At 36.6% G+C, this 14,253-nt stretch carries 14 protein-coding genes; 5 read left to right on the forward strand and 9 right to left on the reverse strand.

Features of this window, described 5'->3' with window-relative positions; all coding sequences use genetic code 11:
- Positions 1–132: 132 nt before the first annotated feature.
- Positions 133–1,635 carry a DHA2 family efflux MFS transporter permease subunit gene (locus tag MKY30_RS01475; RefSeq protein ID WP_147210128.1) on the reverse strand — a complete coding sequence of 501 codons (1,503 nt, stop codon included), beginning with the start codon at positions 1,633–1,635 and terminating at the stop codon, positions 133–135.
- 359 nt (positions 1,636–1,994) lie between these two features.
- On the opposite strand from MKY30_RS01475, the gene MKY30_RS01480 reads away from it, so the two are divergent.
- Positions 1,995–2,873: a TetR/AcrR family transcriptional regulator gene (locus MKY30_RS01480; RefSeq protein ID WP_147210127.1), complete on the forward strand. Its 879-nt coding sequence runs from the start codon at positions 1,995–1,997 to the stop codon at positions 2,871–2,873.
- Between the two features lie 178 nt (positions 2,874–3,051).
- Complete coding sequence (locus tag MKY30_RS01485) at positions 3,052–3,762, forward strand: DUF6612 family protein (RefSeq protein WP_147210126.1); 711 nt, start codon at positions 3,052–3,054, stop codon at positions 3,760–3,762.
- Positions 3,763–3,886: 124 nt separating this feature from the next.
- Here MKY30_RS01485 and MKY30_RS01490 read toward each other — a convergent pair whose 3' ends face one another.
- The 7 genes from MKY30_RS01490 to MKY30_RS01520 form a co-directional block, all read right to left on the reverse strand.
- Positions 3,887–5,014 (reverse strand): NAD(P)/FAD-dependent oxidoreductase, encoded by a 1,128-nt coding sequence (locus MKY30_RS01490; protein WP_339282920.1) that lies wholly within the window; start codon positions 5,012–5,014, stop codon positions 3,887–3,889.
- 190 nt (positions 5,015–5,204) lie between these two features.
- Complete coding sequence (locus MKY30_RS01495) at positions 5,205–5,963, reverse strand: SDR family NAD(P)-dependent oxidoreductase (RefSeq protein ID WP_147210124.1); 759 nt, start codon at positions 5,961–5,963, stop codon at positions 5,205–5,207.
- Positions 5,964–6,034: 71 nt separating this feature from the next.
- Complete coding sequence (locus MKY30_RS01500) at positions 6,035–7,303, reverse strand: TRAP transporter large permease (protein WP_339282922.1); 1,269 nt, start codon at positions 7,301–7,303, stop codon at positions 6,035–6,037.
- On the reverse strand, positions 7,300–7,839 hold the full coding sequence (locus MKY30_RS01505) for a TRAP transporter small permease (RefSeq protein ID WP_147210122.1): 540 nt from the start codon (positions 7,837–7,839) through the stop codon (positions 7,300–7,302). The genes MKY30_RS01500 and MKY30_RS01505 overlap by 4 nt, the downstream gene beginning before the upstream one ends.
- Positions 7,840–7,854: 15 nt before the next feature.
- Positions 7,855–8,853: a TRAP transporter substrate-binding protein gene (locus tag MKY30_RS01510; protein ID WP_147210121.1), complete on the reverse strand. Its 999-nt coding sequence runs from the start codon at positions 8,851–8,853 to the stop codon at positions 7,855–7,857.
- 218 nt (positions 8,854–9,071) lie between these two features.
- Entirely contained in the window at positions 9,072–10,019 is a 948-nt protein-coding gene (locus MKY30_RS01515; protein WP_147210120.1) for a transketolase family protein, read from the reverse strand.
- Positions 10,016–10,852: a transketolase gene (locus MKY30_RS01520; protein WP_186813604.1), complete on the reverse strand. Its 837-nt coding sequence runs from the start codon at positions 10,850–10,852 to the stop codon at positions 10,016–10,018. The genes MKY30_RS01515 and MKY30_RS01520 overlap by 4 nt, the downstream gene beginning before the upstream one ends.
- A 222-nt stretch (positions 10,853–11,074) precedes the next feature.
- Here MKY30_RS01520 and MKY30_RS01525 point away from each other — a divergent pair, with 222 nt between their 5' ends.
- Positions 11,075–12,082: a LacI family DNA-binding transcriptional regulator gene (locus MKY30_RS01525; RefSeq protein WP_147210118.1), complete on the forward strand. Its 1,008-nt coding sequence runs from the start codon at positions 11,075–11,077 to the stop codon at positions 12,080–12,082.
- 318 nt (positions 12,083–12,400) lie between these two features.
- Positions 12,401–12,952, forward strand: coding sequence for a competence protein ComK (locus MKY30_RS01530; RefSeq protein WP_156984991.1), 552 nt, complete (start codon positions 12,401–12,403; stop codon positions 12,950–12,952).
- Between the two features lie 85 nt (positions 12,953–13,037).
- Here the strand turns inward: MKY30_RS01530 and MKY30_RS01535 are convergent, their stop codons facing one another.
- A complete protein-coding gene (locus MKY30_RS01535) occupies positions 13,038–13,298 on the reverse strand; it encodes a hypothetical protein (protein ID WP_156984992.1) in 261 nt (86 codons plus the stop codon).
- A gap of 278 nt (positions 13,299–13,576) precedes the next feature.
- On the opposite strand from MKY30_RS01535, the gene MKY30_RS01540 reads away from it, so the two are divergent.
- Positions 13,577–14,233 carry a transaldolase family protein gene (locus MKY30_RS01540; protein ID WP_147210114.1) on the forward strand — a complete coding sequence of 219 codons (657 nt, stop codon included), beginning with the start codon at positions 13,577–13,579 and terminating at the stop codon, positions 14,231–14,233.
- Positions 14,234–14,253: the final 20 nt, after the last annotated feature.

Raw genomic sequence — 14,253 nt, forward strand, 5'->3', positions numbered from 1 at the left:
TTCCCTGTAGTTAGGTATGTAAATGTAAGCTTTTAATTAGTTTAACATGTTCATAGTGCATGAAAGAATATATACTTTTTCACATACAAAAAACTATCACCTGCTAATCAGATGATAGTTTCTTTTTTCTTATTATTTTGCTGATTTTGTAATTATTTTTCCGTCCGTACCAACCCGCTTAATAAAGAGAGCCAGAATAAATGCTAAAACAATAATTAACAAGGAGATAAAGAATGAGAAATTAATTCCATGCAGCATGGCTTCATTCATTATTTCAGCCTGCATCTGATCTGCTGCTGCACCAGTCGGCATTTGCGATGGATCCATATTTTTCATTGCTTCCTCAGCCAGTGTCTCTGCCTCTTTATTAGTTCGGCTGTTCATTACTGTAATTAATAATGCTGAGCCGATCGCACCGGATACCTGCTGCAATGTGTTGTTCATTGCAGTACCATGCGGATTTTGATGCATTGGTAATTGATTCAATCCATTTGTCATAACAGGCATCATTACCATAGACATTCCCAAAGAACGAACCGCAAAAATAATCATAAGAGAGGTTATCGTAATTTCCATATCTAATCGTGTAAAGAAGAATGTTGTTACCCCAGTAATAGTCAGCCCGATAATAGTTAATGTACGAGCACCGAATTTATCAAACAATCTTCCAGTAATCGGCGACATAACTCCCATTACAAGTGCACCTGGAAGCATTAATAAACCTGCCTCAAATGGTGTAAATCCCCTGATTGTCTGTACATATAATGGAATTAAAATCATTCCTGAAAATAATGCCATTGCTAAAACAACAGAAATAGCAGAAGATAAGGCAAACATCGGATAGCGGAAAATCCGGAATTCAAGCATCGGATCCTTCATACGTAATTGACGAAGAATAAGTGTCACCACTCCAATTACGCCAACAACTAACGTAATATATACGGATGGATGATCCCAGCCTTTATCTCCAGCTGAACTGAATCCATATAATAAGCCGCCAAAACCAAAACTGGATAGGATAATGGAAAATACATCAAGCTTGATTGGGCGCTGCGGAGTAATGTTTTTCAGTTTAAATACGCCAATTAATAATGAAATAATAGCAATTGGGAAGACTATATAGAATAAGGTTCTCCAATCATAATGCTCCACAATCCATCCTGATAATGTCGGACCGATGGCAGGTGCTACAATCATTACAAGACCGAAAGTTCCCATTGCTGTACCGCGTTTTTCAATTGGAAAAGCAGTCAGCATGACATTCATCAAGAGCGGCATCATCACTGCTGAACCTGCTGCCTGAATTAATCTTGCAACTAAAAGAATAGAAAAAGTCGGTGAAATAGCAGCTAATAATGTACCAGCTGTAAATAACGTCATTGCTGTTAAAAACAGCTTTCTATTTGTAAAACGTTGTATTAAGAATGCACTTGCCGGAATAAGAATCCCGTTTACAAGCATATAACCATTTGTCAGCCATTGAACAGAGGTTGGTTTCACTTCAAATTCTGTCATGATAGAAGGTAGTGCTACGTTTAATAAAGTTTCATTTAAAATTGCTACAAACGCCCCAATAAATAAAATAGCTATCATGCCATAGGGCGGTTGTTTATGCATTTCTTGAATATCTGTCATTATAGACCCTCACTTTCTTTTCTTAGAAAAAAATTACATTTCCCCGCCTTTCAGAGAAATGATTATTTTTCTACCTGGTGTTATGTTTAATTTTTTTGCCATATCAAGATCCTTCATAACCTTACTTTTATGCTTTCCTCAAACGCAAAAAATATCATCTTACAGAGGTTTAAAAACTTCCTTACTATAATTCAAAGCAATTTTCTCTTAAAGACTTAACTATTTTATACCTGCAGTCCAATAAATGCAACAAAAATATTTCATTAATTTTCAAATGTTGATATATCAATAGATATGGACTAATATAAATATTGTACTCCAGTTCTATTTTTCTTAAAATTATATAAAGGGACGGTTATATGAATAAAAAAAAGCAACAAATTATCGAAGCTGCACAAATACTTTTTATTAAAAAGGGATTCTCTGTCACTTCGATTCAGGATATATTGGATGCTGCCAATATATCCAAAGGAACATTCTACAATTATTTTTCTTCCAAAACAGAATGCTTAATGGCTATCCTGTCATTTATAAAAGATGAAGTAATCTACAATAGGCAGCAGCTGGCTATTGGAAAGCCAGCTTCAGATAAACATGTTTTTGTAAAGCAGATTGCTGCCCGGTTTCATATTGACAAAAAACATAATCTAATGGCATTATTTGCTTCTTTGACGAGCACAGACACAGCGCATCAGGAATTAAAAGAATTTTTAAACCAGCAATATCTGAAAGAAGTCAGCTGGATGGCAGAACGAATTTGCGAGGTGTTTGGTGAAGGACGGCGCAAACAATCCTACGATGATGCAGTTACCTGCTTTGGAACAATCCATTTAACCTCAAAAGTCTTAATGGATATTGGCAAAACAGAAGTTCCAATTGAAGAGACGATTTATTTCTCTCTCAAAAAAATCGAACAAACCGGCGGACAGCAGCCATTTTTAAAAGAGGATTATTTCCTGGCTTATCAGCAAAATAAGAATACAGAGGATAAAAATATTAAAAAGCAATTACAGCAAACATTGACCGATTTAGAAGCAAATGTGAAGAAGCTGAAAAATAAAAAATTAGCATACTACCAGAAGTTTTTATTAGAACAGCTTACATCTGACAATCCAGATCTTTTCCTGATGGAGAGTGTTATTTCCTCCTATCAGAATGCTGTACAGGATACAGACATAGAGGATAAAGGAAGATATATCCAAATACTTTTTATGCAATTATTAGAGGAAGAAAAGTGAGTCAGACAGCTGCTCACTTTTCTTTTTTTGAGAAACAAAAGAATAATTTTCCAAAAACAAGTAAATAATTGCATATTTTTCTTTGCTCTACCTAATTTACAAAACCTTCATGATTGATATAGACTATTAGATAGAGTGCATGATAATCTACCCAAAACTTAGGAAAGGTGGTGAAAATGTGAAAAAAATATGCGCTTTGCTTGCTGTTTCTCTGTTTTTCTTTTTAGTAGCCTGTTCTCAAGAGGCAAGTGAAGAAGAGGTTATTGAAAATGTCCTGAATTCGCACCGTGATGTCAATCAATACGCAGCGAATTTTAATATTGATACATCTGATGTTGCAAAAACAATCAGTCATAATATAGAAGTAAATTTAACAGAAGACCCTGCTGCACTGCACCAGATTTTAACTATTGAAGCAGATGGAGAGGAATCATCTGTTAATACTTATCGCGTAAACGATGAAATATATACGCAAGAAGAGGACAATCCTTGGGGAAAGAGAGAAGCAGAAGAAGATGAACCGCTATTTACCCCTTCCTATAGAGATGTCGTTTCTGTTTTGGAAAATGTGATTGACTATGCTGAATTTGATTCTGAAGGTGGAACCTACACCTTTAGTTATGAGGGCTTTGAACGTGAAATTTATGAAGCATTCGAAGGTCCATTCAACATACTATTGGGCGGCAGTGATATCGCTGATGAGGATATGTCTTTGGGTTTTACCTTTGAAGTAAATAAGTCTGATTACTATATTGAGAATTTAGAATATAACCTCTCTGTTGAAAATGAGACTGGCACCGTAAATATAAATATTCAGGTCAATTACGATGATATAAATGATATTAATGAAATAGAAGTACCCGATGAAGCAATTGAAGAAACATCCTGATTATAATCTGCAACAGACAATACGTCAGATAACATATGGTCAGCTTTTATAAAAATATATTAATAATAAAAGAACCGCTTCGCAATCTTTTTGTAGTGAGATTGCGAAGCGGTTCTTTTATTATTCAATTCGTCACAGATTTAGAAATAGCCCGGTCAGGCTTATAAGCAGCCATGTCCAGCTCAATATCTTCATTTAAAATCTGCTTTGCTGCCAGTTTGCCAACGTATGGCCCCATTGTTAAACCAGAACGGCCGAGCCCATTCACTATATAGAGATTTTCGATCTCTTTAATCGGTCCAATTAAAGGCAATCCGTCCTTGCTCATCGGTCGGAATCCAATTCGTACCTCTTTCAGTGTTCCATCCTCTAATCCAGAAGCAACATCCAGAGCAGCTTCCAAGACATGGTTGACACCACCGGCAGTCAAACGATAATCAAATCCCGAACCATCCTCTCTTGTTGCTCCTGCAACAATTCTCGAATCATCAAATGCCAGCATATAATGACTCGTCTGAGGCAATATAACCGGCCAATCAGCTGTATCCTGACCCGGGAGGGAAATATGTGCGATTTGCCCCCGCTGTGGTTCAATAGCTAAATCCATTCCTAACGGCTTCAGTTGCTCCGGTGCCCATGCTCCAGTGGCTGACAATACATTATCCGCGATAATATCTTCTCCATTTACATGTACACCGGATACCTTTTGATTTTCTACTATAAGTACAGCCTCACCTTCTATAAACTGTGCGCCATTTTTTATAGCAGCCCGTTTCATAGATTCACGCAGTAATCTGCCATCCATTCGGGCAGCTCCTGATACATAGACTCCTTCCAAATCATCCGATAATGCAGGGAATCTTTTTTTCGCTTCTATATGATCTAATCTTTCAATCTCTCCCAGCTCTGGAGCTTCTTGCTGCTTTTCGCGCACCTGACGCTCAATCTCATCTAACTCAGATGAACTATTACTGACGCTTATCGCTCCAACCTTCTTATATCCTGTATCAGTTTCTCCATCTTTTTTCAACTGTTCTATCAATTCAGGGTAATATAGCGCCCCTCCCTTTGCAACTGCATACCAATCCGGGTCTTCCACATGAGAAATCCAAGGACAAATAATGCCAGCACCTGCAGAGGTTGCTTTCCCTTCTTCCGGACGATCTACCATAACAACCTCAATACCTTGTTTCACTAAATAATACGCTGCACTTGCACCAACAATTCCTGTACCAACAACGATTGTTTTCATTCATTTTTCCTCCTCAAACCATATGTAGCTAACAAAATTCACATTATTTTCTGCTTATTTAAGTATATCATTTTAAATTTAAAAGAACGAATCGTTTTTACTGATTATGAAATCATTTCCATAACTTCGCCAACAAAAAAACACGATATCCTCTATTCAAAGAAGACATCGTATCTTTTCCATTTATTTATTAATCCATATGCGATCCGCCATTAATATCAATATCTTCACCTGTAATATAAGAAGCTTCATCAGATGCCAGAAAAGCAATCGTTGATGCAATTTCACTTGTCTCTCCCGGGCGTCCAAGAGGAATTCCATCAATTACCTTTGCTGCATCTGCTTCAGGAAGTGACTTCCAAATTTCAGTATTAACCAGACCTGGCGCTACAGAGTTTACTGTAATACCATCTGTCGCAACTTCTCTTGCAAGGTTTTTTGCAAATCCCAGCACAGCTGCTTTGGAAGCTGAATAATGCGCTCCGCCAAATACACCGCCGCCTCTTTTTGCAGATACTGAAGAAAGGTTAATGATACGGCCAAAATGCTGTTCTTTCATTGGCTTTAATACTGCTTGTGAGCACAGGAATAGTCCAAACATGTTTACACTGAAAATCCGCTGCATATCTTCTAAAGTCATGTCCTCTACCGTTACTTTTTGAGAGATTCCCGCATTATTTACTAAAATATCGATACGGCCAAATTCCGATAATACTTTTTCAATCATCGCATCCACAGATTCCTTGCTTGTTACATTGAGCTCTACACCCAATGCTTTCGCTCCAGTCTCTTCTACAGCTTTTACCGTATCCTGAATGCCTTCCACATTTAAATCAGCAACTACAATCGATGCGCCCTGCTCTGCTAATTTCAATGCAATATCTCTGCCAATTCCTTTCAATGATCCGCTTCCTGTTACAATAGCTACTTTATTATTTAATTCAAACATGTTTTTTCCTCCTGATTTTAGCGTATAATACGTTGTTGAATTTCATTCTATTATTGATATAACCTTATAAGTTATAAGAATAGCAATGTCAGCTGTGGAATTACGGCAATCAGAGCGAGTCCAAACAAAATTACAAAGAAGAATGGAATAGCTGCTTTTGCCAAGACCGGCATACTTAAGCCCGATAGTCCTGATCCCACAAACAAGTTTACTCCTAATGGCGGTGTGATAAATCCGATTGCCAGCGTAACAATCATGACAATACCAAAGTGGATTGGATTCATTCCAATTTCCAGCGCCACCGGATATAGAATTGGAGTAAATATGATAACTGCTGCCGCAGTATCGATAAAACACCCAATGATTAACAGCATGATAATAATCATAATTATGACGACTACGCTATTTTCAGAAACAGATAAGAATCCGTCTGCAAATGCTTGCGGAATTCTTTCCATAGATAGAATCGTTCCAAATGCATTCGCTGTTCCAATAATAATTAAAATAGCTACAGAGCTTAATGATGCATTTCTGAAAATAGCATGCAAATCCTTAAACTTGATGGATTTATGTAGGAACATACTTACAAATAATGCATAAACCACTGCGATTACAGCCGCTTCTGTCGGTGTAAATATACCTCCGTAAATACCACCTAAAATTATAATCGGTACAAGTAAAGACCATTTTGCTTTATTCAAAGCCTGTAACAACTTTTTAAAGCTGAATGATTCCCCAGTACCTGCATAGCCTTGCTTTTTAGAATAAATATATGCCCATAATAGAATTAGTCCGCCAATCAATAGCCCTGGCAGAATCCCTCCAAGGAATAAATCTCCAATTGATTCATTTGCTGAGATTCCAAAAAGAACCATTGGTATACTCGGAGGCAGAATAATTCCTAATGAACCGGCTGATGCAATCAATGCAGTGGCAAACTTTTTATCATACCCTTCTGCAACCATGGCTGGAATCATAATACCACCTACTGCTGCAACAGTAGCCGGACCTGAACCTGAAATTGCAGCAAAGAACATAGAAGTAATTACAGCCGCCATCGCAAATCCGCCAGTATATCGTCCGACAAAGACATTTGCTAAATCAAATAAACGGTTGGAAATACCGCCTTTTCCCATTATTTCCCCAGCAAGGATAAAGAATGGAATTGCCATTAAAGCAAAGTTATCCGTGGAGGTAACTAATCCCTGTGATAGAAAAGTAACGGATATATTTGCTGAGTACATAGCTGTAACCAGGCCTGCGATCCCCAGTGCAATCCCGATAGGTACAGTAAGCGCCATAAATAAAAAGAAGGTGCCGAATAAAATGAACGTTGTCATACTGTCTTCTCCTCCTGACTTGCTAAGGACTCTTTTCTATCTAAATTCTTATAATCCTCATCCCTTTTAACAGATCGATAATCTCTTACATCATAAGCCATATTTTGTAATAATCGGATGGAGGTTATTATCATACCGACAACTGGAGCCAAGTACACCCAGAACAATGGGATTTGTAACGCAGCCGACGTTCTTGTTACTCTGGCAACAATATCGATTCCATAATATGTCATCACTAATGCAAAGATTAAAAAAGAGATATTCGCAATCATAGCGATGATTAATCTGCCTTTTCGTTGAAACAACATCGATAAAGCATCTACCCCTAAATGCTTATTTCGTTTTACCCCATAGCTTACGCCGACATAAATCAGCCAAATAAATGCATATCTGGCAATCTCTTCAGACCAGGCCAGTGAGTTTCCGAAAACATACCTCATGACTACCTGCATAAAAATAATAATTACTGTAAAAGCACTTAAAAAAACAAGAATATATTCTTCAAAATGCTCATCTAACCAATTTAGTATTTTCATGATTTCCCCCTCATCCTACTCTGTCGCCTCTAAAATCTGATCTAAGAGTTCGCTTCCATAGCTATTTCTAAACTGCTTATAAACTGGCTCACTCGCTTGTTTAAAAGCATCTATATCTGGATCTTCAATTACTGTCATACCTTGTTCCTTTAAGTTTTCTATCATTTTCGCTTCATTTTCCTGTAATAAATCTCGGTGGAATTGAGCAGTCTCTGAAGCACTTTCTTCAATAATCTGCTGTTCCTCCGATGTCAATGACTGCCAAAACTCTTCACCAATTGCAACAGGAAGAGGTGAATATTGGTGTCCTGTAAGGATGAGATAATCCTGAACCTCATTCAATTTATTAGCATAAGTATTGGCAACAGGATTTTCCTGTGCGTCAATCGTTCCCTGCTGCAAGCCCATATAAACTTCACCAAAAGACATCGGTGTCGGGTTACCTCCAAAAGCAGCAAATGTTCTTAAAGATATCGGAAACTCTGGTGTTCTGATTTTTACCCCTCGTAAATCAGCAGGCTCTTCAATCGGTTTATTTGCAGTAATGTGACGGAAACCGTTTTCAAAGTAAGCGATAATTCTCAAATTATCTTCCAGCAAGGGTTCAGCTGCTAATTGTCCTACCTCTCCATCCATAGCATCCCAGGCTTGCTGATGATCTTCGAATAAATATGGAAGTTCAAGCACACTAATTTCTGGATTATATTGGCTGTATGCACTCGCTGCAACCATTTGCAAATCGTTCAACGCAACACTTTCTACCATCTCTGACTCTGATCCCAGCTGGTTATTCGGATAGACAAGCACTTCCATATGTCCGCCAGACCTTTCTTCTACTAATTCTTTAAAACGCATTACTGCAGTATGTCTTTCATTTGTCTCGGCTGCATCATGCCCAAAACGAATTGTAATTGTATCATCTGTCAAGGCATTACTCGTTGTAAAAAATGAAACAACAATTCCTACAGCTAAAGCAACAATGGCAAAAATCGTTATATTTCTAACTATTTTCAATTCTTTACCTCCGTCTCCTGTACAAGTAATTTAAAGTTTTTATTCCTTTCATCATAAAATAAAATGTGCTTATTCTCTCATCTATGCTCAACACAATAAGACTTCCTTCAAACAGATATCAGCAACCTATTTTGTCATTTTCTGCACTGAACATAGATTGTTATTTTCACTCTGTAAATAAGCACATTTTATCTATCTTCTCTACCTATAAAGGAAAATTAAAGTAATTCTTCTGCTGTATTAACGATATTCTCAACAGTAATTCCATTGATTTCTAGTAACTTTTCATAAGGTGCAGATTCACCAAATCGATCCTGTACACCAATTCTTCTAACTCTGGTGTTCCCCTCTTCCGCTACCACATCACTGACAGCACTGCCCAATCCATTAAGAATATTATGATCCTCTACTGTCACAATCTTACCGATTTTCGTACATTCTATAATTGCTTCATGGTCTATCGGTTTAATAGTATGCATATCTAAAAGCTTTACGGAAACACCCTTGCTTTCAAGAATTTCAGCAGCCTCTAATGCAAGGCAAACCGTGTCCCCGTTCGCAATGATAGCTACATCATTTCCTTCTTTTAATTGCTTCGCCTTACCAATCTCAAACTCTTCATTTTCATCATAGATTACAGGAACCTTGTCTCTCGTAAAACGAAGATAAACCGGACCATAGATTTCGGCTGCTTGTCTTACCAGCTTGCGGGTAGCATTATAGTCAGCTCCCATAATTACTCTCATATTAGGGATTGTTCGATATACCCCCATATCTTCAATCGCCTGGTGGCTTCCACCATCATTAGCAGGAGTTAATCCACCATGAGAACAAGCTATTTTCACATTTAGATTTGGATAGCAAACCTCTTGACGAACCTGCTCTGCCATGCGTAAAGATCCAAATACCGCATACGTGCTGACAAATGGAATTTTACCGGTTGTTGATAATCCGGCAGCCATTCCAGCTGCATTTTGCTCTGCAATTCCAACATTGACATGCTGTTTAGGAACCGCATTCATAAATTTCGTTGTTTTACAGGAACCGCCAATATCTGCATCAACAACCATAATATCTTTATTTTCTTTTCCAAGTTCTTCAATTTCATCACCAAAAGCTTCTCTTGTTGCTTTCTGCTCGTAAGGTGCTTTATTTAAAACGATCATGCATTTAACCCCCTTGCTAACTCTTCCATTGCTTTCTCATACTCTTCTTCATTCGGAGCTTTACCATGCCAGCCAACAACATTTTCCATAAAGGAAACACCTTTTCCTTTGATAGTATTACATACAATACATTTTGGCTTTCCATCTTTTACATTCTTCACTTCATCCAGTGTTTCTAAGATTTCTTCCATAGAATGGCCATCAATACGCTTCGTTGTGAATCCAAAAGCCTCGAATTTCTTTTCTAAATCAAGATTGGGCATAATTTCATCTGTCGGTCCGTCGATTTGTAATCCATTATCATCTAGAAAAACGATTAAATTATCCAGTTTATATTTCACCGCTGATTGTGCTGCTTCCCAAATCTGCCCTTCTTGCGCTTCACCATCACCAATAACAGCAAAAACACGATAATCTTTTTTATCTAATTTCCCTGCTAATGCCATGCCTACTGCACAGGATAGTCCCTGCCCAAGAGAGCCTGTAGAGATATCTATTCCAGGACATTTTTTAGAATCCGGGTGTCCTTGAAATGGAGATTTGTATTCTCTTAATGTTTTAACCGTCTCCATTGGTACGAAGCCTCGATGTGCCAATGCTGCATACTGGATAGGAGCAACATGTCCTTTCGATAATACAAAACGGTCACGGTCTGCCCACTCAGGATCTTCTGGGTTTACATTCATCTCTCTGAAATATAAAGCGGTTACGAAATCAGCCGCCGAAAGAGATCCTCCCGGATGTCCGGACTGTGCATGGTAGACCATGGTTACAGCAGTCTGCCTTAATTGAATTGCTTTTTCTTTAAGCTCTTCTACTGTGATATTACTCACTATCATCACCTCAAAATATTTATTTAAAAATCTTATTCTTTATCTCTCGCTAACATCCAGAAAAATATTTTTCCTTAAGGTTAATCGTTTAACCGTTTCTTGAATTATATATTGTAAGCGGAATCATGTCAATGATAAATTTTGATTTTTTGCCACTACTTGAATACGGCTACCCTATAAGGTAACATGAAGGCATTAAAGAACGGATATAGAGGAGAAGTTATGAAAAAAGAAGTAACTACCATGAAGGACGTAGCTAAAGAAGCAAATGTATCTATCGCTACAGTTTCACATGTTATTAATAATACAAAAAATATTTCCAAGGCTACGCGGATGAAAGTAATGTCTGTTATTGAAAAATATAATTATAAGCCTAATTATTCAGCAAAAACATTAAGACAGCAATCTACCAAGACTGCGGCCTTAGTCATATCAAGCTATCCGGATTCCTTTGTTACAGAAATGATATTCGCCATTGAAGAACGTGCAAAAGAAATGGGATATAATTTGTTATTAGTAAATACCAAGGAGAATAATGAATATGAGGAAAAAACGATTAACCTTCTTTATTCTAATTTAGTAGACGGCATCCTATTATCGCCAACTTCCGGAGACATTCAGTACCTTCACAAATACACGATGGAAAAATTCCCAATTGTAATGATAAATCGTTATGAAGACTCTATCAAGAATATTCCAAGGGTGACTGGTGACAATTTTCAGCTGGGATACGATGCGACCACGCATCTGGTAAAGCATGGTCATAAAAATATTGGATTTATTTTTACATACCCTAATGTTTCTACAACAGCGGATCGAATCAGAGGATATCAACAAGCTTTGAAACAAGCGAACCTTCCTTTTAATGAGGAATTAATTATACAAGGATTTGCTCATGCGGACGGAGGAGCTGACGCTGCAAGAGAATTATTAGAAAAAGAGACCAAGGTAACTGCACTATTTATCCAAAATGATTTAATGACAATTGGAGCTATAGATGCTATAAAAAAATTGAAAAAAAGTATTCCCGATGATATTGCTATTATCGGTTTTGGGGAATTTTCAGCTTCACATATTATCGAACCGCCAATAACAAACGTAGTTTTACCACCCGAAACAATTGGAAAAATAGCATTTGATACTTTATTAAATAAGATTAATAACCCTGATTATATGAGTCACATTGAATTACCTCACTCTATGACAATCCGAAAATCATGCGGATGTTAATGAATAAGCTTCTTTTTTCACGAAACTAACAAATTTTCCTAATGAGGTTTACAGCTCTTCTTTTTACAATATAGGTTATATTTACTTTAAAAGGAATATAACCTATACCTTCATGTTTCGTTCTTGATTACAAAGAGCACTAGATATTCATTTCCTCTTTCAAATCAACAATATAATCTTTGTATCTCTATTATTTTATCAATTATTAAATTTTTCAAAAAATAATAATAATTCTACTTTATTTATTATTTTTAATGTGGTAAAATATTTTCATAACATACATAATATGTTAATAATATATACTATAGGAGGGTTTTAATGAGTCCATATTATAAAATAACTGATAAAACTATGGCAATATTACCATACGACTCACCAAAAAATACATCAAAAGTCTTTGAGTCCGATCAGGAAAAAACGCTTGTTTTCAAAGAGATACCCTTAAGAATTATCGAAAAGAACTGCCTGAGATATTTTTCTTCCTATACAGGCAGAAGAGCTGCCGTGCTTTATCATGAGCCTCATTATAAAGTGAAAACACCGATTCCTATCAGTTCAACAAAAGGAATTATAGCTTTTCCAACACAAGGTCCCTCCCGTATAGATTGTGCATGGATTTTTTATCATCATGTTGCTAAAATTACAGAACGTGATGGTGGAAGTGTTGTTATTTTTAAAAATGGAAAAGAATTATTTCAGCCGGTCTCAAAAAAAGCTCTCTCCGGTCAAATTGTTCGTTGTCGTAATTTAGGATATATAATTGATAGCAGTGAAGAAAGTGAATCATCCATTTCTGCCAATTTGCTTGAACTTCAGGAAGAGTTTATGACTATCCGCATTGGGAAAAATCCTGTCAGCGCTAAAAAGTAAACGTTCGCTTAATAATATCCCCATGAATAAATCTCATAACAAGACAATCACTTGCTGAGAAGAGCATTTTAAATTATTTAACCATCTAAGTCTGATTGCTCTTGTTCTGTGTTTTTTGCTGTTTTTCTTTAAGCCCACTTTTTTCTTCCTTCACTATTCCAAAAGACAATATATTATCAATCATAAATCTGCGCACCTGCTTTCGATAATAACAATAAGCTAAAATCTTCGTTTCTTCTATCTGCATTACACGGATAATCCTCTGTGTTACGTTATTATCTTTATCAAGATAATAAATCATAATTCTTTTCTTTTGCTCCATTGCATTTGTTAAGAAACCAATCATTTACTATCGTCTCCTAAAAATAATATGCAGAAAAACAGTTGTTTTTTCTGTCTTTTTCTTCTCCACTAATATCATATGTTTGTATTTGTTTTATCTGACTCCGAAATTAAACAAAAAAACAATCAATGGTCAGAATCCATCGATGAAGTCTTAAAAAAGGTATGTAAAATTGATAAGATAGAAGAAAGAAAAAGAATTATTCAAAAGTATCATTGGTTTCAAGAAAACTTTTCCGTTGAAAATATGATAAAAAAAGAAATCAAATAGGGGTGAATAAAATGTTTTTAGATACCGCAAATACCGAGTATATTGAAAAAGCTCTAGAATCCGGAATTTTTCAAGGAGTCACAACTAACCCTACTCTTTTATTAAAGGAAGGTGAAAACAGAGAAAGGAAAATTGAAGAGCTTTTTTCCAAAGGAGTGCCATTTCTATTTGTACAGGCAGTTGGTTCTACCTTCAATGAGCTTTACGAAGATGCCTATAGAATTTATTCTTTGGCTCCTGAAGGAAAAAAGATTGGTGTTAAGATTTCACTGAACCAAGTGGGAGTAGGCGTAATAAGTAAGTTAAAGAAAGAAGATCCTGATCATGTCATATTGGGCACGGCGATTTACTCAGCTGACCAGGCTATTTTAGGGGCACTCGCACAATGCGATTACTTGGCTCCGTATGTTAATCGTATGTCAACACATGGAATAGATCCTTATGAAGCAATTAATAAGACCCGTGCTTTTATTGACTCCCGAAAACTAAACGCACAAATAATGGGAGCAAGCTTTAAAAATTCCCAGCAAGTGGTGTATGCACTAACCTCAGGTGCTCATACTGTAACAATTCCTTATGATATCTACTTGCAGATGATTGATAAAGAGATAGCTTTATCTGCTATTGATGTGTTTAATCAGCATGGGGAGGAATTAAGAGGTATGTAATTGTATGATATTATCTCGAA

This window comes from Oceanobacillus sp. FSL W8-0428 (genome assembly GCF_038004405.1).
GTDB classification, from domain to species: domain Bacteria; phylum Bacillota; class Bacilli; order Bacillales; family Amphibacillaceae; genus Oceanobacillus; species Oceanobacillus sojae.